Consider the following 16,672-nt stretch of genomic DNA (forward strand, 5'->3'; position numbering starts at 1 on the left):
CCCTTCCTACCCGCCGCTTCCGCTTGCCGGTATGCCGGACAGAGAATTCGCAGGGCATGGTCCAGGTTCCAACAGGTCGCGTCCAGCCGCATCGCGGGGTCGCGTGTTGTCGAACACGTGCGCGGCACCGGCAGCGCTGGTCGCTTGTGGAGCATCCTGCCGACCCAATAGCTTCGGAGGTGGGTGGTGCTTCGAATCATCATCCATCCGGCGGCGAAGGCCGTCGGCTAGCGAGACAATCGCGCGTCCGTGCCAAACGGCCGCAGGAGGAACGACAAGATGTTGCGACGCGTTGCCCTGGCCTGCGCGCTGGCCGTGACGGCCACGGGCGCTTCCGCCAATCCGGAACTGCTGCGCATGCAGCGCGACCCCAATCAATGGGTCATGCCGAACGGCAACTATGCATCCTGGCGCTACAGCGAGCTGAACCAGATCACCCGCGAGAATGTCGGTAACCTGAAGCCGACCTGGCAATTCTCCACTGGCGTGCTGCGCGGCCACGAAGGCGGCCCGCTGGTGGTGGGGGAGGTGATGTACATCCATACTCCCTTCCCCAACCGCGTCTTCGCGCTCGACCTCAACAACCCGGGCCGCGTGCTCTGGCGCTATGAGCCGACCCAGGACCCGACCGTGATCGGCGTGATGTGCTGCGACACGGTGAACCGCGGCCCGGCCTATGCGGATGGCAAGATCATCCTCAGCCAGGCGGACACCACCGTCGTCGCGCTCGACGCCAAGACCGGCAAAGAGGTCTGGAAGGTGAAGAACGGCGATCCGGCGAAGGGCGAGACGGCGACGATGGCGCCGATGGTCTTCGGCGACAAGGTGCTGATCGGCATCTCGGGCGGCGAGTACGGCATCCGCGGCCATGTCACCGCCTACAACCTTGCCGATGGCAAGCAGGCCTGGCGCGCCTATTCGGTCGGGACGGATGAGGACATCAAGTTCGATCCGCAGAAGACCATGTCGATGGGCCAGCCGGTCGGCGCCAACAGCTCCATCAAGACCTGGGAAGGCGACCAGTGGAAGATGGGCGGCGGCTCCACCTGGGGCTGGTTCAGCTACGACCCCGACCTGAACCTGATCTACTACGGCTCTGGCAACCCGGGCACCTGGAACCCGGTGCAGCGGCCCGGTGACAACAAGTGGTCGATGACCATCTTCGCGCGCGACGCGACGACCGGCGTGGCGAAATGGGTCTACCAGATGACCCCGCACGACGAGTGGGACTACGACGGCGTCAACGAGATGGTTCTGGTCGACAACCTGCAGGTCGGCAACCAGCGCGTCGCCAAGGCACTGGTCCATATGGACCGCAATGGCTTCGGCTATACGCTGAACCGCGAAAACGGCCAGCTCATGGTGGCGCAGAAGTTCGACCCGGCGGTGAACTGGGCGACGCATGTCGACATGGAAACCGGCCGGCCGCAGGTGGTCAGCCAGTACTCCACCCGCGCGCAGGGCGAGGACAACAACACCAAGAACATCTGCCCCGCCGCGCTCGGCACCAAGGACCAACAGCCCTCCGCCTGGTCGCCCAAGGCCAGCCTGCTGTTCGTGCCGACCAACCATGTCTGCATGGACTACGAGCCCTTCCGCGTCTCCTACAGCGCGGGGCAGCCCTTCATCGGCGCGACGCTGTCGATGTATCCGCCGCAGGGCTCGGACAATTTGGGCAACTTCATCGCCTGGAACCCGGGCAGCGGGAAGATCGCCTGGTCGAAGCCCGAGCGCTTCTCGGTCTGGTCCGGCGCGCTGGCGACCGCCGGTGATGTCGTCTTCTACGGCACCCTGGAAGGCTACCTGAAGGCAGTCGACACCAAGGACGGCAAGGAGCTGTTCAGCTACCGCACGCCGTCCGGCATCATCGGCAACGTCAATACCTTCACCCACAAGGGCAAGCAGTATGTCGCGGTGATGTCCGGCGTTGGCGGCTGGGCCGGCATCGGCATGGCAGCCGGCCTGCAGGGCGAATCCGAAGGGCTGGGCGCGGTCGGCGCCTACAAGTCGCTGTCGGACTACACCCAGCTCGGCGGCGTGCTGACCGTGTTTGCGCTGCCGAACTGACGCCTCCCCCAAGGGCCGGCGCCATGCGGCGCCGGTCCGCCCGGAGCTTCCGCATGAAGACAGTGTTCGCATTGACGCTCGCGCTGCTGGCCATGGTGCCCGCGGCGCGGGCGGACGACGAGAAGCCCTACAAGGTCGAGAACGGCAAGGTGGATCAGGCCACCTTCAACGGCTATCGCCGCTACGGCAATTCCTGCCTGCAATGCCACGGGCCGGACGGCGCCGGCAGCAGCTACGCGCCGAACCTGACGGAATCGCTCAAACACCTGTCGCACGAGCAATTCGCCGAGACGGTCATCAACGGCCGGCAGAATATCAGCAGCTCGCAGCAGAACGTCATGCCATCCTTCGGGCATGTCGAGGACGTGGTTACCTATCTCGACGACATCTACGGCTACCTGAAGGCGCGGTCGGACGGTGCGCTCGGCCGCGGCCGGCCGGAACGCATCGGCCGATGAGGCGGCTCGCGCTGCTGGCGCTGCTACTGACGGCGTCGGCCGCGGCCCCGGTGGCGGCGCAGACCGGCGATCTGGTGGCGACCGACGCGCTTCGGGTCTGCGCCGACCCGGCAAACCTGCCCTTCTCCAACGACCGCGGCGAGGGCTTCGAGAACCGGATCGCCGCGCTGCTCGGCCAAGCGCTGGACCGCAAGGTGGACTATGTCTTCTTCCCGCAGGTGCAGGGCTTCGTCCGCAACACGCTGCGGGCGGGGCGCTGCGACCTGGTGATGGGGACGGTCGCCGGCGACGAGCTGATGCAGAACACCAACCCCTATTACCACACCAGCTATGTCATCGCCTTCCGCGGTGACCGTCCGGTACCCGAACGGCTGGATGATCCCGCAATGAAGGCGCTCCGGCTCGGCGCCATTGCCCGCACGCCACCGATCGACCTGCTGCTGCGCAACGGGCTGATCGGCAATACCCGCTTCTTCCCGCTGGCGGTCGACACGCGGCACGAAAGCCCCGGCGCCGAGCTGCTGCGCGCGGTGGCGGATGGCGAGCTTGACGCCGCCCTGGTCTGGGGGCCTATCGCCGGCTACCAGGCCAAGGTGAAGGGCCTGCCACTGACGCTGCGGGCGCTGCCGAGCGAGCCCGGCACGATGCGGATGGATTTCCGGATCACCATGGGCGTCCGCGGGCAGGAGCCGGAATGGCGCCGCCGCATCAACGCGGTCATCCGCAGCCACCAGGCCGAGATCGACGGCATCCTGCGCGACTACGGCGTGCCGCTGCTGGACGCCGAGGGGCGTCTGCAGGCGCCGTGAGGCGGCGCGCGCTGTTGCTCGCCACGCCCGTGCTGGCGGCAGCGGAAGGCTATCGGATGGAGGACTACCGCGCGCCGGTGCCGGATGCGGCACCCGGCGCCCGGACCATCGACACGACCGAGGCCGCCCGTCTGTTCGACCGCCATGCGGCCGCCTGGGTCGACGTGCTGGCCGCGCCGCGTCGGCCGGAGGGGCTGCCGGCCGATGCGCTCTGGCGGCCGAGCCCGCGGCTCGGGGTCCCCGGCAGCCTTTGGTTGCCGGAGGTCGGGCGCGGTGCGCTCTCGCCGGAAACGGAGGCCTGGTTCCGCATCGGACTGGAACGCGCGACGCAGGGCGACCGCGACCGCCCCGTGGTCTTTTACTGCCTCGCCGATTGCTGGATGAGCTGGAACGCGGCGAAGCGCGCGGCGGCCTGGGGCTGGCGACAGGTGCTGTGGTACCGCGACGGCATGGATGGCTGGGAAGCCGCCGGGCTGCCGACCGAGGAGCTGCACCCGGCGCCCGGCTGGCGTTGATCCTCCGCGCCGCTCGCCCGCGCTATTCCGGCGGCATCGCCGCCCGCAAGGCCCTTGCATAGGCGCCGAGCCGCGCCTCCAACCGCACCGGCGCCTCGCAGGCGTAGCGCAGGGTGCGCTCGGCATCGGTATAGGATTTGGCGGCGAAGAAATGGCGCTGCGTCAGTTCTTCCCGTGCCTCGGCCGGTGCCGTGCGCAACTCCGCCTCCAGCCCGCGCACCTGCTCGGCCAGGTCGCGCTGGCGGCGGGCGAAGCGGCGGAGCTGCTCGATGATCGCGTCGCGCTGCCGGTTGGTCTCGGCCAGCGTCCCGGTGAAGGCCAGCGGCAGCAGCCGGCGGCGGGCGGGGGCGCCCATCGGCGCGGCGAAGTCGCGGATCGCAGCGAGGCCGGTCGCTTCCTCCACACCGCGCGGCGCGATCCGCGCAACCAGCGCCGCGACATCCGGCTCAGCCCGCCAGTCGCCCTCCGGCACGCCGGGCCAGAGCACGCCGGCGGCGAGATGCGGGACCAGCCTCTGCACGCAGGGCCAGTCCGGATCGGCCTGCGGCTGCGCCGCCGCTACGGCCGGCAGCAGCGCTGCCAGCAGCAGCGCCCAGCGCGTCACGGCTTCACCACCACGCCCCAGGGGGCCTGCCCCACGGGGACGCTGCGCAGCACGCGCATCGCCTGGATGTCGATCATCGACAGGTCGTTGCTGACGCCGTTGGTGGTGAAGACCCGGGTGCCGTCGGTCGAGAGCGCCAGGTTCCAGACCCGCTGGCCAACCAGCAGCATGCGCTCCACTTGCCGGCTCGCCACGTCCACCACCGCCACCCGGTTGGCCGGACCCAGCGCCACGAACAGCTTCGTCCCGTCGCCCGACAGCACCATGCCGACCGGCTGGACCGCTTCGGCCGGAACGCCGGGGATGCTGAAGCGCACCTCTCCCAGTGCGCGCCAGTCATCCGCGCCGATCAGGGTCAGTGTGCCGCCGATCTCGGAGGAGACCCAGAAGCGTTTGCCGTCCGGCTCCCAGAGCGCGAAGCGCGGCCGGGCGCCGACCAGGACATTGGCCACGATCTTCCCGCTGTCCACCTCGATCACATGCGCCATGCTGGTGGTCTCGGAGGTATTGACCACGTAGCGCCCGTCAGGGCTGAGGCCGAGTCCCTCGGGCTCCACCCCCACCGGGATCTCCTGCAGCACCAGGCCGCGGTCGACATCGACCACGGTCACCATGTTGTCGTCCTCGTTGGCGACGAAGAGCCGGCGGCCGTCCGGGTGCAGCGCGGCGCGCTCGGGGTCGGACCCGCTCGGCAGGTGCCGCACCACGCGCCAGGTGGTGGTGTCCACCACGTCGATACGGTCGCTGTCGCCGACACAGACGTAGAGGTGCCGCCCGTCGCGCGACAGGACGATTCCGCGCGGGCGTTCGCCGACCTTGACGGTGCGGACCAGCTTCAGCGTCCCGCCGTCCAGCACGGTGATGGTGTTGTCCTTCTCGTTCGAGACCATGATGGTCTCGGCCCGCGCCGTCGCGCAGCAGAGCAGCAGGGCGAGGATCAGGGCGCGCGGCATTGCGTCTCCGGCCGGTCGGTGCCGAGCGTGTCGAGTTCGGAAAACCGGTGCTGGAAGCCCGGTTGCGGAGAGACGGCGACCAGCGCCCGGGGTGCCGCCAGCAGCACCGGCTGGCGCAGCTGCCCGTCCCAGTCGCGGAAGGACAGCCGTGCCCCCTTGAAGCCGGCCAGCTCGAAAGCCGGGCTGCGCAGGAAGGCGACGATGCGGGCCGGGTCGGTGGTGCCGGCGCGCACCGCGCCCTCTCCCACCGCGCGCAGCGCCAGCCAGGCTGCCTGGTCGAGCGGCGTCATCGGCCGCCCGGCCTGGGCGCGGAAGCGGCGCTGCAACTGCGTGGCGCCCCATTGCTCGTGGACCGGCGACCAGATGGTCGGCGTGAGGCCCTGCGTGCCGGCGACCGGTCGCGGGTCGGTGGTGCGCCAGGCCAGGCTGTCGCCCCAGGTGCCGCCCTCGTCCGCCACCACCAGGATGTCGTAGGCGGGCGCCCCCTGGGTGAAGCGCGCCGCCTCGGCGGCGATCGACATGTGGCCGGTATCGGTGCGCTGCGCGCCGGGCTCATGGGTCCAGGGTTTGTCGAGCACGATGCGCAGGCCGAATTTCCGCGCCGCGCGCCGCACCGCCTCGGCATAGAGCAGGTCGCCCGGCGCCGGCCCGACCGCGAGGAAGATGTTGCGCCAGCGCTTGACCGCCAGGTACTGCGCCAGCGCATCGGCCAGCATGGCGCGGCTCGGCAGCACGTGCAGGATGTTGCGGCGGCAGTCGGCGTTGCGCAGGGCATCGTCGGGGGCGGCGATGTTCAGCAACACCGCCCCTGGCTCGGCGGCCGCCTGCAGCAGCAGCTCCGCCGGCAGGTCGGCGACCACCAGGCGGATGCCGGTGGCGAGCAGCGCGCGCAGTGCCTCGAGCGCCGCCTCGGGCTCCTCCGCGCGGCGTTCCCCCAGGGTGAAGGACTGGCCGGTGAAGCGGCCGGTGGTGGCATTGTCGGCGAGGCCCAGCCGGGCGCCCTGAACGCCCTCATCCGCCGGAGGCGGCTCGATCAGCGTGCTGGCGACCGGACGCGGCGGGCGAAGCGAGAGATAGCCGATCGGCAGCGGCGCCGCCTGCGCGGCGGCCGCCAGCGGCAGCAGCGTTGCGGCCAGCACGGCACGGCGCGCCAGTGGAATCGCCATGCCTTTCCCTCCCGCGGCCTGGCATCCTGCCGCTCCGCCACGCGTAGTCTGCCGGCACATCCCGACGTTGCGGAGAACCCATGCGCTCAACACGCCGTGCGGCCTGGCTGCCATTGCTTCTCGCCTTCGCCGCCACCCCGGCCCTGGCCGCGGACCGGATCGCGGTCTTCGACCCGGAATTGCTCGACACGTCCGGCGAGGGCATCCGGCCCGACCAGCAGCAGCGCCTTGCCATGATCGGCCAGGACCTGCGCCAGGCGCTGGCCGCCTCCGGCCGCTATGTCGTGGTCGAGATCGCGCCGCAGCGCGCCCGACTGGCGGAAGGCCCGGCGCTGCGCGGCTGCGGCTCCTGCGCGGCGGAGGCGGCGGCGGCGCTCGGCGCCGACCTTGCCCTGATCACCGTCGTACAGAAGGTGAGCAACCTGATCCTCAGCATCACCCTGTCGGTGCTGGAGGCCGCGCCGTCCGGCGCGCGCCGCGCGGTCTACAGCGCCGAGATCCGCGGCAACACCGATGAGAGCTGGCAGCGCGGGCTGCGGTGGCTGCTGCGCCACCGGCTGCTGGCCGCGCCGGAGGCGAAGCCGTGACGGCGTCACGCCGTCATTTCTGGGTTGCCAGATAGGCGATGATGTTCTGCCGCTCGGCCTCGTCCTTGATGCCGGCCAGGATCATCCGGTTGCCCGGAACATAGGCCTTCGGGTCCTGCAGGTAGGTGTCGATCGAGGCCTCGTCCCAGGTCTTGCCGGCGTTCTTCATCGCCTGGGAGTAGTTGAAATTCGGCACGGCACCGGAGGCGCGGCCGACCACGCCGTGCAGGCTGGGCCCGACCTTGTTCTGCCCCTCGGCGACGGCATGGCAGACGGCGCAGCGGCGGCTGAAGGCGGCCTTGCCGGCCTCGGCATCGCCCGCGGCCAACGCGCCGCCCACCGGCAGCAACAGGGCCATCGACGCCGCAAGCATGGTCACTGGTCGCATCCGCTTCCTCCCTGATCGTCCCAGAAGCGTTAGGCTAGCCGCGTCGCCCAGGTTCCCCGGGTGACGCGATCCTGTCCGCCGGCCTCCACTTCCATCAAGCGGCAGGGTGGATTATTGGTTGCACCACCAAAATTCCACGGAGCGACGTCGCATGAAAGCCCAGAGCGTTCTCGATACGATCGGTGGCACACCGCATATCCGGCTCGGCCGCCTCTTTCCCGACGCCGAGGTCTGGATCAAGTCCGAGCGCAGCAATCCCGGCGGCTCGATCAAGGACCGCATCGGCATCGCCATGATCGAGGCGGCCGAGGCCGAGGGCCGGCTGAAGCCGGGCGGCACCATCATCGAGCCGACCTCGGGCAATACCGGCATCGGCCTGGCCATGGCAGCGGCGGTGAAGGGCTACAAGCTCATCCTCGTCATGCCCGAGAGCATGTCGGTCGAGCGCCGCCGGCTGATGCAGGCCTATGGCGCGACCTTCGACCTGACCCCGCGCGAAAAGGGCATGAAGGGCTCGATCGCCCGGGCCGAGGAGCTGGCGGCGGCCACGCCCGGCGCCTGGATCCCGATGCAGTTCGACAACCCGGCCAATATCGCCGTCCATGCGAGGACCACGGCGCAGGAAATCCTGGCCGACTTTCCGGAGGGCATCGACGCGCTGATCACCGGCGTCGGCACCGGCGGCCACATCACCGGCTGCGCCCAGGTGCTGAAGGCCAAGTGGCCGCGGTTGAAGGTCTTCGCGGTGGAGCCCACGGCATCGCCGGTCATCTCGGGCGGCGCGCCCTCGCCGCATCCGATCCAGGGTATCGGCGCCGGCTTCGTCCCGGGCAACCTGCATACCGACCTGCTGGACGGCGTCGTCCAGGTGACGGCCGACGCCGCCAAGGACTATGCCCGGCGCTCGGCCAGCGAGGAGGGGTTGCTGGTCGGCATGTCCTCCGGCGCCACGCTCGCGGCGATTGCCCAGAAATTGCCGGAAATGCCGGCCGGCGCCCGCGTGCTCGGCTTCAACTACGACACCGGCGAGCGGTATCTCTCGGTGCCGGACTTCCTGCCGGCGTGAAAGGCCGGGCGGCGGCCCCCCAGCCGCCGCCCGTCCGATCACATCCCGAGCGCGCGGCGGTAGAGGTCGAGCAGCGTCTCCTGCTCCTCCACCTCGGCCGGCTCCTTCTTGCGGATCGAGATGATCTGCCGGACGACCTTGACGTCGAAGCCCGCCGACTTCGCCTCGGCGAAGATGTCCTTGATGTCGCTAGCGAGGGCCTTGCGCTCCTCCTCCAGTCGCTCCACCCGCTCGATGATGCTTCGCAGCCGGTCGACCGCGATGCCGCCGACTTCCGGGTCCGGATCAGCCTCCTGCCGGGCGCGGCTCGCCCGGGCCTCGTCTTCCACGTCACTCATCGCTGCGGCCCCCTATGCGAAGGGGGGCGGGTTTACCGGTCGCGGCGCGGGGCAGCAACGGCAAACCGCCATCCGGTCGGGGGCCGCTTCGCTCAGTGGCCCGGATTGGCGGCGAACTTCGCCTTCTGCTCGGCGCTGGCCTCCTTCTGGTACTGCGCCTGCCATTCCTTGTAGGGCATGCCGTAGACAATCTCCCGCGCATCGGGGTCGGCGAGGGTGATGCCCTGCTCCGCCGCGCCCTCGCGGTACCAGCGGGAAAGGCAATTCCGGCAGAACCCCGCCAGGTTCATCATGTCGATGTTCTGTACGTCGGTCCGCGTGCGCAGGTGCTCGACCAGCTTGCGGAAGGCGGCGGCTTCCAGCCGGGTGCGGGTGGCGTCGTCGAATTCGGGTGCAGCCATGCTCAGGTCCTCCAGTCTTGCCGGTCATTTGGGGCCGGCCGGGGTGGTGCGACAAGGCGGCGCGAACGGCATTCCCAGGTAGCGGGTCGCAGGCCGGGTCCGCAACCACGGGAGGACGCCCATGCCGACCGCCGGATTCGACTTCGCCGTACTTCGCCGGGCGCTGGAGCACGGCGACGCCGCGACGCTCGTCGCGCTCTATGCCGAGGATGCAGAGATGACCATCGTCGACCGCAACCGCCCGCCCAGCGCTCCGCTGCGGCTGCTGGGACGGCCGGCCATCGCCGGCTTCTGGCGGGATGTCTGCGCCCGGGAGACGACCCATGCAGTGGCTGAGGAAGTGGTCGGGGCGGACCGCATCGCCTTCGTCGAGCACTGCGCCTACCCGGACGGCTGCAATGTCGTCTCGGCAATGACGCTGGATGTGCGGGAAGGGCGGATCGCCCGCCACCTCACCGTGCAGGCCTGGGACGAGGTGATTGGCTCGGCTGGCTGAGGAAGCTCGATAGAGCGGACCGCTTCAGCCCTTCGCGCCTACGGCGCCCCGGCCATCGGGCCACGTCAGTCCGCGTATTGCCCCGCCGCCTGGATGATCGGCCGCCAGCGCGCCACCTCCTCGGCCAGGAAGCGGGTGTGGAAGGCCTCGGTGGCGCGATCCTGGCTGGCCGGCTCGGTCACCAGGTCGGCCAGCCGGGCCAGCAGCCGTTCCTCCCGCAGGGATGCCCGCAACGCCTCGGACAGCCGCGCGCGGATCTCGGCCGGGGTCGCCTTCGGGGCATAGAGGCCGTGCCAGGTGCTCATCGCCAGGCTCGGCTCGCCCGCCTCGGCCGTGGTCGGCAGGTCGAGGCCGGGGACGCGCTGCGGCAGGGTCGCCGCGTAGCCCTTGATGCGGTTCTCCCGCAGGAAGGTCGCCGTATTGGTGGCCTGGTCGCAGAACAGGTCGATCCGACCCGCCATCAGCTCGGTGATCGCCGGCGCGCTGCCGCGGAACACGACGGAGGTCAGCGCGGTGCCCGCCGCATGCTGCAGCAGCATCCCGCAGAGCTGGTTGGCGGCGCCGAGGCCGGAATGCGCCAGCGTCAGCTTGTCACCCTCCCGCTTGATCGCCGCCATGACGCCGGCGAGGTCGGCGGCCGGGAAGTCCGGACGCGCCACCACCGTCATCGCGGCGTCGGAGGCTAGGCCGAGCGGCGCGAAGCTGCCCTGCACGTCGTAGGGCAGCTTGCGGTACAGCGTCGCCGCGCTGGCATGGCCGATATGGTGGAACATCAGCGTGGTGCCGTCGGGCCGGGCATTGGCGACGCGGGCGGCGGCGATGGTGCCGCCGGCGCCGGTCACGTTCTCCACCACCACCGCTTGGCCGAGGTCGTGGCCCATCCCCTCTGCGACCAGCCGGGCGATGACGTCGGTCGGCCCGCCGGCGCTGAAGGGCACGGTGATGGTCACCGGCCGGTCCGGCACCCAGGCAGCGCGCGCGATGGCGGGGAGCGCGAGCGGCGTGGCGAGCAGCGTGCGGCGGGAGAGCATGGGGCGTTTCCTTCCGGATCAAAGCAAGCAAGGTTGGGGAAAAGGCATTCTCCCCAAACCCCTCATCTATTTTTCTGAGTCGGGCCCCGACTCGGAGACGGGAAGGCCAGGGGCAACATGCATGTTCGGGAAGGGAACACTTTTCCCGCCCCGGCCTTCGTCCTCAGTCGTTGGCGCCGCGGATGGCGGCGATGACAGCCCCCGTCACCTGCTCGGTATCCGCGGTGCCGCCGACGTCCGCGGTCATGACGCCGTCGGCGCAGACGCGTTCCACCGCCGCCATCAGCCGCGCCGCCGCCGGTGCCTCGCCGATATGCTCCAGCATCATCGCCGCGGTCCAGAAGGTGGCGACCGGATTGGCCACGCCCTTGCCCGCGATGTCGAAGGCCGAGCCATGGATCGGCTCGAACATCGACGGGAAGCGGCGGGAGGGGTCGAGGTTGGCGGTCGGCGCCACGCCGAGCGACCCGGCCAGCGCGCCCGCCAAGTCGGACAGGATGTCGGCATGCAGGTTGGTCGCGACCACAGTGTCGATGCTGGCCGGCTTCTGCACCATTCGGGCAGCCATGGCGTCGACCAGTTCCTTCTCCCAGGTCACGCCGGGGTAGTCGCGGGCGACTTCGGCGGCGACCTCGTCCCAGAAGACCATGCCGTGCTTCTGCGCATTGGACTTGGTGACGACGGTCAGCTTCTTCCGTGGCCGCTTCGCGGCGATCTCGAAGGCGGTCTTCATGATCCGGGTGACGCCGGCGCGGGTGAAGATCGCCGTCTCGGTCGCGACCTCCTCGGGGTGGCCGCGATGGGCGCGGCCGCCATGGCCGGCATACTCACCCTCGGAGTTCTCCCGCACGATCACCCAGTCGATGTCGCCGGGCTGCACGGTCCGAAGCGGGCTGGTCAGGCCGGGCAGCACGCGGGTCGGGCGGATATTGGCGTATTGGTCGAAGCCCTGGCAGATCCGCAGGCGCAGGCCCCAGAGCGTGATGTCGTCCGGCACCTGCTGGTCGCCAACCGCGCCGAAGAAGATGGCGTCGAAGCCCTTCAGGGTCTCGAGCCCGTCCTCGGCCATCATCCTGCCGGTCTCCCGGTAGTAGTCGGTGCCCCAGGGGAAGTCGGTGACGTCGAGGCGGAAATCGCCGCTGCGCTCGGCGAGCGCGTGCAGGACGCGGAGGCCGGCGGGGATGACTTCCTTGCCGATGCCGTCGGCGGGGATGGCGGCAATCCGATGGGTGCGCATGGGGACTCCTGGGACTCGGGGTGGCGGTGGCATGCTATCTGGCATGGAAGACGAGACAGGCCTGCGGGTCCGCCCCGCGGCACGAGCCGACCGGCCGCGCGAGAGCCTGGCCCAGGCCGCCTATGCGGCGCTGAAGGCCAGCATCCTGGAGGGGCTGCTGCCCCCGGGGCATGAGGCCGTGGAGCAGGCCATCGCCGACCAGCTCGGCATGAGCCGCACTCCGGTGCACGAGGCGGTGCTTCGACTGCAGCACGAGGGCTTCCTGCAGGTCCTGCCGCGCCGCGGCGTCCGCGTGCTGCCGATCGACCCGACCGACCTGCGGGAAACCTATGACGTGCTGGTCGCGCTGGAAGGCGCCGCGGCGGCGCTGCTGGCCGGGCGTGGCGCGGCCGGCGCGTCGGCCTTGACCACCATGGCCGAGGCGACCGAGGCGATGCGCCAGGCCCTGGCCGCCGGCGACCGGACGGGCTGGGCGGCAGCCGACGAACGCTTCCACCGCACGCTCCTGGAGGGCGGCGGCAATGCCAAGCTGGCGCGGCTGGCACAGACTGCGGCGGACCAGGCGCAACGCGCCCGCAGCGCCACGGCAGCCCTGCGCCCCGACCCGACCACCTCGATCGCCGAGCATGCGGCGATCCTGTCCGCGCTGCGCGACGCTCGGCCCGATGCGGCCCGGCTGGCGGTGGCGGCGCACCGGCGCCGCGCCAGCCAGGAGATCCTGCGGGTGCTCGGGGCCCTGCCGCTCGGCTGACCGCATGGTTCCTGGTTCACTGCCGCCCATGCACAGCTTCTTCCATACCACGAGAAACTTTACAACCCACCCCTGGCGCGGCATCCCAGGGGAAGGGACAAACGCCCGGGAGCGGGAGGACGGCATGACGAGCGGAACCGGAACCGGGCACTGGGACGATGCGACGGCCCGCGCCGCCCTGCTGCGGCTGTTCGAGGCCGGGGTGCGCGCCGCCGACCCCTTGACGGTCCTTGCGCCACATCTGCCCGAGCCGCCGACCTCCGGCCGCGTCGTGGTGGTCGGCGTCGGCAAGGCGGCGGCGAAGATGGCGCTCGCGGTGGAGCAGGCCTGGCCGGCGGTGCCGCTGTCGGGCCTCGTCGTCACGACCCATGGCGCCGACCTGCCCGACCCGCCGGCGAACCGCCGCATCCCCGTCCGTTTCGCCAGCCACCCGGTGCCGGACGCGCATGGCGCCGCAGCGGCGGCCGAGATCCTGGCGGCGGTGCGCGGGCTGACGGCGGACGACCTCGTGCTCTTCCTCGTCTCCGGCGGTGGGTCGTCGCTCTCCACCCTGCCCGCCCCCGGGCTGACACTCGGCGACCTGATCGCGGTCAACCGCGAGCTGCTGAGCTGCGGCGCGCCGATCGACCACATGAATTGCATCCGCAAGCACCTCTCGGGCTTCTCCGGCGGGCGGCTGGCGGTGGCGGCCCACCCCGCGCGGGTGGTGACCCTGGCGATCTCCGACGTGCCCGGCGACGACCCGGCGGTGATCGCCTCCGGCCCCACCCTGGCCGACCCCACCACCTTCGCCGAGGCCCGCGGCCTGGTCGCGCATTACCGGATGCGGCTGCCGGACGCCGCGACCCGGCACCTGGCGGAAGCCGCCGAGGAAACGCCGAAGCCCGGCGACCCGCGCCTGGCCGGGACCGAGCTGCGGATGATCGCCACGCCGATGGCTTCGCTGCGCGCCATGGCGGCGGAGGCGACGGCACTCGGCCTGAAGCCGCTGATCCTCGGCGACGCGCTCGAGGGCGAGGCACGCGAGCTCGGCCGGGCGCTCGGCGGCATCGCCCTCTCGGCGGCGACGCACGGCCTGCCGGTGGCGCGGCCGGCGGTGCTGCTTTCGGGCGGCGAGACCACCGTCACCATCGACGGCCCGGCCGGCGAGGGCGGCAGGGGCACCGAGACGCTGCTCGGCATGGCCCTGGCGCTGGCCGGCACGCCGCAGGTCTGGGCGCTCTGCTGCGACACGGACGGCATCGACGGCAAGTCGGATGCCGCCGGCGCCATCGCGGCGCCGGATACCCTGGCCCGTGCACGGGCCAGGGGGGTCGATCCGCGCGCCGCGCTGACGGGGCACGACAGCACCGGGCTATTCCGGGCCCTGGGCGACCTGGTGGTGACCGGGCCGACGCTGACCAACGTGAATGACGTGCGAGCCCTGCTGATCGGCTGAGGCCGGCCCGCGCGGCCGGCGCCGACCGACACACAATTCGGTGAAACCTTAACCCCGTCGCGGCATTGAGGCGGCAGCAGGCCGGAAAGGCCGTGATCGCCGCGACCTGCACGGCAGTTTCGGCTTAACCTTAATACTTAAGGATTTTCTTAAGTCTATCCGCCACAGCTTAATCCCCATAAGCTGTGAGGCATGAGAGACGCCATCCTCGACGACCTGCTGAACCGCCGCGGCACCGGGGCGAAGATCGCCACCGCCCTCGGCATCACCCCCGCCGCCGTGTCGCAATGGCAGCGCGTCCCGGCCGACCGGGTGACCGAGCTCGCCCGGCTGCTCGAGATGCCGGCCTGGCAGCTCCGGCCCGACCTCTTCCCCGCGCCGGAAGGCAAGCTCCGCATGGCCCCCCGCATCCCGCTGCGGCGCCGCCGCCGCACCAAGATCGTCGCCACCCTCGGCCCCGCCTCCTCCAGCCCGGAGGTGATCGAGCGGCTGTTCCGCACTGGCGCCGACGTCTTCCGGCTGAACTTCAGCCACGGGTCGCATGCCGACCATGCCGAGCGCATCGCCACCATCCGCGCGCTCGAGGAGAAGACCGGCCGCCCGATCGGCATCCTCGCCGACGTCCAGGGCCCGAAGCTGCGGGTCGGCCGCTTCCAGGGCGGCCGGGTGCAGCTGCAGACCGGCCAGCCCTTCCGCCTCGACCTCAACCCGACCCCCGGCAATGTCAGCCGGGTCCAGCTGCCGCATGTCGAGATCATCCAGGCGGCGCAGATCGGCACCTCGCTGCTGCTCGACGACGGCAAGCTGCGGCTGCGCGTCACCCGCGTCCGCGGCGACCACCTCGAGACCGAGGTCGTGGTCGGCGGCGCGCTGTCGGACCGCAAGGGCGTCAACGTCCCCGACGTTGCCCTGCCGATCCCGGCGCTGACCGAGAAGGACCGCGAGGACCTCGACTTCGTCCTGCCCCTCGGCATCGACTACATCGGCCTGAGCTTCGTCCAGCGGCCGGAGGACGTGGCCGAGGCAAAGGCCGTCGCTGCCGGCCGCGCCCTGATCATGGTGAAGATGGAGAAGCCGCAGGCGGTCGAGAACCTCGACGCCATCGTGGCGCTGACCGATTGCGTCATGGTCGCCCGCGGCGACCTCGGCGTCGAATGCCCGCCCGAGGAAGTGCCGCTGATCCAGAAGCGGATCGTCCGCGCGGCGCGCGCCGCGGGCAAGCCCGTGGTGGTGGCGACGCAGATGCTGGAGAGCATGATCGCCTCCCCCTCCCCGACCCGGGCCGAGGCCTCGGACGTGGCGACGGCGGTGTTCGACGGCGCCGACGCGGTGATGCTCTCGGCCGAGACCGCCGCCGGCCAGTACCCCTACGAAGCCGTCAACATGATGGACCGCATCGTGGCGCGGGTGGAGCAGGACCCCGACTGGCGCCGGCAGACCGACACGGCGCGGCCGGAGCCCGAGCCGAACAGCGCCGGCGCCATCGCCGCCGCGGCGCGGCAGGTGGCGCACACCATCCAGGCCCAGGCGATCGCCACCTTCACCTCGACCGGCAGCACCACGCTCCGCGTCGCGCGCGAAAGGCCGGACTGCCCGATCCTCGGCCTGACCGCCAGCATGGAAAGCGCGCGGCGCCTGGCCGTGGTCTGGGGCGTCCATCCGCTGCTGACGCAGGAGCCGCACAGCATGGGCGACATGGTCTCGAAGGCGCTGCGGGCGGCGCAGCAGGAGGGCTTCGCCAATCCGGGGCAGGAAGTCGTGGTGACCGCCGGCGTTCCCTTCGGCACGCCGGGGACCACCAATGCCCTGCGCGTGGCGACGCTGAAATAAGTCGCTTCCGGCATTACGTGGCGGAAAGATAAGCCGGGTCGTGCGTTGCCGCTGGCGACAGGGCTGGTGGACCCAGGGGGGTCCGCCAGGCTTGCCGCCAGCCAGGGAACAGCGACATGACCATCACCCGACTTGCCGGAGCGGCCGCGATGGCCGCCAGCCTCGGCCTCCTTGCCGCCTGCCAGAGTCAGACGCCAGCCTACACGCCGCAGCCGGGCGCCAGCGCCGCCGCGCCAGTCGTCCCCGGCACCGCTCGGATCATGGGCGGGTCGAGCAATGCCGACATCCAGCGGGTGCAGCAGGGCAGCGGCGCCCAGGCGCCGATCGTGCCGGGCACCGGGCGGATCATGGGCGGCATCAGCAATGCCGAGGTCCAGCGCACCATGCCCGCCGGCACGGGCGTGGAGGCGCCGATCAAGCCGGGCACCGGCCGGATCATGGGCGGGATCAGCAATACCGAGGTGCAGCGCGCCGGCGGCGGCGCCCCCCCGCCAGGTGGGCCCGCGCCGCGCTGATGCCAGCGCCCCGGGGTGACCC

The 16,672-nt window shown here is 71.0% G+C and carries 19 protein-coding genes; 11 read left to right on the forward strand and 8 right to left on the reverse strand.

Going from position 1 to position 16,672, the window contains the following annotated elements; all coding sequences use genetic code 11:
- Positions 1-279: 279 nt before the first annotated feature.
- The 4 genes from E2C06_RS05175 to E2C06_RS05190 are packed head-to-tail and all read left to right on the forward strand — an operon-like array spanning position 280 to position 3,849.
- Positions 280-2,067 (forward strand): methanol/ethanol family PQQ-dependent dehydrogenase, encoded by a 1,788-nt coding sequence (locus E2C06_RS05175; protein WP_133287513.1) that lies wholly within the window; start codon positions 280-282, stop codon positions 2,065-2,067.
- A 53-nt stretch (positions 2,068-2,120) separates the two neighbouring features.
- Positions 2,121-2,525 (forward strand): c-type cytochrome, encoded by a 405-nt coding sequence (locus tag E2C06_RS05180; RefSeq protein ID WP_206664440.1) that lies wholly within the window; start codon positions 2,121-2,123, stop codon positions 2,523-2,525.
- Positions 2,522-3,334, forward strand: coding sequence for a substrate-binding domain-containing protein (locus tag E2C06_RS05185; protein ID WP_133287515.1), 813 nt, complete (start codon positions 2,522-2,524; stop codon positions 3,332-3,334). The genes E2C06_RS05180 and E2C06_RS05185 overlap by 4 nt, the downstream gene beginning before the upstream one ends.
- A gap of 14 nt (positions 3,335-3,348) precedes the next feature.
- Positions 3,349-3,849 carry a rhodanese-like domain-containing protein gene (locus tag E2C06_RS05190; protein WP_241671128.1) on the forward strand — a complete coding sequence of 167 codons (501 nt, stop codon included), beginning with the start codon at positions 3,349-3,351 and terminating at the stop codon, positions 3,847-3,849.
- 22 nt (positions 3,850-3,871) lie between these two features.
- Here the strand turns inward: E2C06_RS05190 and E2C06_RS05195 are convergent, their stop codons facing one another.
- Genes E2C06_RS05195 through E2C06_RS05205 form a run of 3 tightly spaced genes read right to left on the reverse strand, consistent with a single transcriptional unit; the run spans position 3,872 to position 6,572 of the window.
- Positions 3,872-4,453, reverse strand: a complete 582-nt coding sequence (locus E2C06_RS05195) for a hypothetical protein (protein WP_133287517.1) — start codon at positions 4,451-4,453, stop codon at positions 3,872-3,874.
- Positions 4,450-5,406 carry a PQQ-dependent catabolism-associated beta-propeller protein gene (locus E2C06_RS05200; protein ID WP_133287518.1) on the reverse strand — a complete coding sequence of 319 codons (957 nt, stop codon included), beginning with the start codon at positions 5,404-5,406 and terminating at the stop codon, positions 4,450-4,452. The genes E2C06_RS05195 and E2C06_RS05200 overlap by 4 nt, the downstream gene beginning before the upstream one ends.
- Positions 5,391-6,572, reverse strand: coding sequence for an ABC transporter substrate-binding protein (locus E2C06_RS05205; protein WP_133287519.1), 1,182 nt, complete (start codon positions 6,570-6,572; stop codon positions 5,391-5,393). Before E2C06_RS05205 ends, E2C06_RS05200 begins: the two co-directional genes overlap by 16 nt.
- A gap of 80 nt (positions 6,573-6,652) precedes the next feature.
- On the opposite strand from E2C06_RS05205, the gene E2C06_RS05210 reads away from it, so the two are divergent.
- Positions 6,653-7,159 carry a DUF3280 domain-containing protein gene (locus E2C06_RS05210; protein WP_133287520.1) on the forward strand — a complete coding sequence of 169 codons (507 nt, stop codon included), beginning with the start codon at positions 6,653-6,655 and terminating at the stop codon, positions 7,157-7,159.
- Between the two features lie 13 nt (positions 7,160-7,172).
- Here the strand turns inward: E2C06_RS05210 and E2C06_RS05215 are convergent, their stop codons facing one another.
- Entirely contained in the window at positions 7,173-7,532 is a 360-nt protein-coding gene (locus tag E2C06_RS05215; RefSeq protein ID WP_206664447.1) for a c-type cytochrome, read from the reverse strand.
- A gap of 166 nt (positions 7,533-7,698) precedes the next feature.
- On the opposite strand from E2C06_RS05215, the gene cysK reads away from it, so the two are divergent.
- On the forward strand, positions 7,699-8,613 hold the full coding sequence (cysK, locus tag E2C06_RS05220; protein WP_133287522.1) for a cysteine synthase A: 915 nt from the start codon (positions 7,699-7,701) through the stop codon (positions 8,611-8,613).
- 38 nt (positions 8,614-8,651) lie between these two features.
- Here the strand turns inward: cysK and E2C06_RS05225 are convergent, their stop codons facing one another.
- Both E2C06_RS05225 and E2C06_RS05230 read right to left on the reverse strand, forming a co-directional pair.
- Entirely contained in the window at positions 8,652-8,951 is a 300-nt protein-coding gene (locus tag E2C06_RS05225) for a DUF2312 domain-containing protein (RefSeq protein ID WP_241671129.1), read from the reverse strand.
- A gap of 92 nt (positions 8,952-9,043) precedes the next feature.
- Positions 9,044-9,352: a DUF1244 domain-containing protein gene (locus tag E2C06_RS05230; protein ID WP_133287523.1), complete on the reverse strand. Its 309-nt coding sequence runs from the start codon at positions 9,350-9,352 to the stop codon at positions 9,044-9,046.
- A gap of 121 nt (positions 9,353-9,473) precedes the next feature.
- Between E2C06_RS05230 and E2C06_RS05235 the strand changes: the two genes are divergently transcribed.
- Positions 9,474-9,848, forward strand: coding sequence for a nuclear transport factor 2 family protein (locus E2C06_RS05235; protein WP_133287524.1), 375 nt, complete (start codon positions 9,474-9,476; stop codon positions 9,846-9,848).
- A gap of 65 nt (positions 9,849-9,913) precedes the next feature.
- Here E2C06_RS05235 and E2C06_RS05240 read toward each other — a convergent pair whose 3' ends face one another.
- A complete protein-coding gene (locus E2C06_RS05240; RefSeq protein WP_133287525.1) occupies positions 9,914-10,879 on the reverse strand; it encodes a tripartite tricarboxylate transporter substrate-binding protein in 966 nt (321 codons plus the stop codon).
- A gap of 163 nt (positions 10,880-11,042) precedes the next feature.
- On the reverse strand, positions 11,043-12,116 hold the full coding sequence (locus E2C06_RS05245; RefSeq protein ID WP_133287526.1) for a tartrate dehydrogenase: 1,074 nt from the start codon (positions 12,114-12,116) through the stop codon (positions 11,043-11,045).
- A 43-nt stretch (positions 12,117-12,159) separates the two neighbouring features.
- Between E2C06_RS05245 and E2C06_RS05250 the strand changes: the two genes are divergently transcribed.
- From E2C06_RS05250 to E2C06_RS05265, 4 genes are all read left to right on the forward strand, one after another.
- The gene (locus E2C06_RS05250) at positions 12,160-12,867 is read left to right on the forward strand and encodes a GntR family transcriptional regulator (RefSeq protein WP_133287527.1); all 708 of its coding nucleotides are present in this window, start codon (positions 12,160-12,162) and stop codon (positions 12,865-12,867) included.
- Positions 12,868-12,991: 124 nt separating this feature from the next.
- The gene (locus E2C06_RS05255; protein WP_133287528.1) at positions 12,992-14,305 is read left to right on the forward strand and encodes a glycerate kinase type-2 family protein; all 1,314 of its coding nucleotides are present in this window, start codon (positions 12,992-12,994) and stop codon (positions 14,303-14,305) included.
- 396 nt (positions 14,306-14,701) lie between these two features.
- Positions 14,702-16,135: a pyruvate kinase gene (gene pyk / locus E2C06_RS05260; RefSeq protein WP_165982237.1), complete on the forward strand. Its 1,434-nt coding sequence runs from the start codon at positions 14,702-14,704 to the stop codon at positions 16,133-16,135.
- Positions 16,136-16,251: 116 nt separating this feature from the next.
- The gene (locus E2C06_RS05265) at positions 16,252-16,650 is read left to right on the forward strand and encodes a hypothetical protein (protein ID WP_133287530.1); all 399 of its coding nucleotides are present in this window, start codon (positions 16,252-16,254) and stop codon (positions 16,648-16,650) included.
- Positions 16,651-16,672 lie beyond the last annotated feature (22 nt).

Origin of the sequence: Dankookia rubra (assembly GCF_004355005.1) — a bacterium.
Classification (GTDB): domain Bacteria; phylum Pseudomonadota; class Alphaproteobacteria; order Acetobacterales; family Acetobacteraceae; genus Paracraurococcus; species Paracraurococcus ruber_A.

Coding starts and splice junctions, on each gene's coding strand:
- pyk (WP_165982237.1), top strand. CDS start 14,702: ATGGCCCCCCGCATCCCGCTGCGGCGCCGCCGCCGCACCAAGATCGTC.
- E2C06_RS05205 (WP_133287519.1), bottom strand. CDS start 6,572: ATGGCGATTCCACTGGCGCGCCGTGCCGTGCTGGCCGCAACGCTGCTG.
- E2C06_RS05210 (WP_133287520.1), top strand. CDS start 6,653: ATGCGCTCAACACGCCGTGCGGCCTGGCTGCCATTGCTTCTCGCCTTC.
- E2C06_RS05240 (WP_133287525.1), bottom strand. CDS start 10,879: ATGCTCTCCCGCCGCACGCTGCTCGCCACGCCGCTCGCGCTCCCCGCC.
- E2C06_RS05245 (WP_133287526.1), bottom strand. CDS start 12,116: ATGCGCACCCATCGGATTGCCGCCATCCCCGCCGACGGCATCGGCAAG.
- E2C06_RS05230 (WP_133287523.1), bottom strand. CDS start 9,352: ATGGCTGCACCCGAATTCGACGACGCCACCCGCACCCGGCTGGAAGCC.
- E2C06_RS05200 (WP_133287518.1), bottom strand. CDS start 5,406: ATGCCGCGCGCCCTGATCCTCGCCCTGCTGCTCTGCTGCGCGACGGCG.
- E2C06_RS05235 (WP_133287524.1), top strand. CDS start 9,474: ATGCCGACCGCCGGATTCGACTTCGCCGTACTTCGCCGGGCGCTGGAG.
- E2C06_RS05185 (WP_133287515.1), top strand. CDS start 2,522: ATGAGGCGGCTCGCGCTGCTGGCGCTGCTACTGACGGCGTCGGCCGCG.
- E2C06_RS05175 (WP_133287513.1), top strand. CDS start 280: ATGTTGCGACGCGTTGCCCTGGCCTGCGCGCTGGCCGTGACGGCCACG.
- E2C06_RS05180 (WP_206664440.1), top strand. CDS start 2,121: ATGAAGACAGTGTTCGCATTGACGCTCGCGCTGCTGGCCATGGTGCCC.
- E2C06_RS05215 (WP_206664447.1), bottom strand. CDS start 7,532: ATGCTTGCGGCGTCGATGGCCCTGTTGCTGCCGGTGGGCGGCGCGTTG.
- E2C06_RS05255 (WP_133287528.1), top strand. CDS start 12,992: ATGACGAGCGGAACCGGAACCGGGCACTGGGACGATGCGACGGCCCGC.
- E2C06_RS05250 (WP_133287527.1), top strand. CDS start 12,160: ATGGAAGACGAGACAGGCCTGCGGGTCCGCCCCGCGGCACGAGCCGAC.
- E2C06_RS05225 (WP_241671129.1), bottom strand. CDS start 8,951: ATGAGTGACGTGGAAGACGAGGCCCGGGCGAGCCGCGCCCGGCAGGAG.
- cysK (WP_133287522.1), top strand. CDS start 7,699: ATGAAAGCCCAGAGCGTTCTCGATACGATCGGTGGCACACCGCATATC.
- E2C06_RS05265 (WP_133287530.1), top strand. CDS start 16,252: ATGACCATCACCCGACTTGCCGGAGCGGCCGCGATGGCCGCCAGCCTC.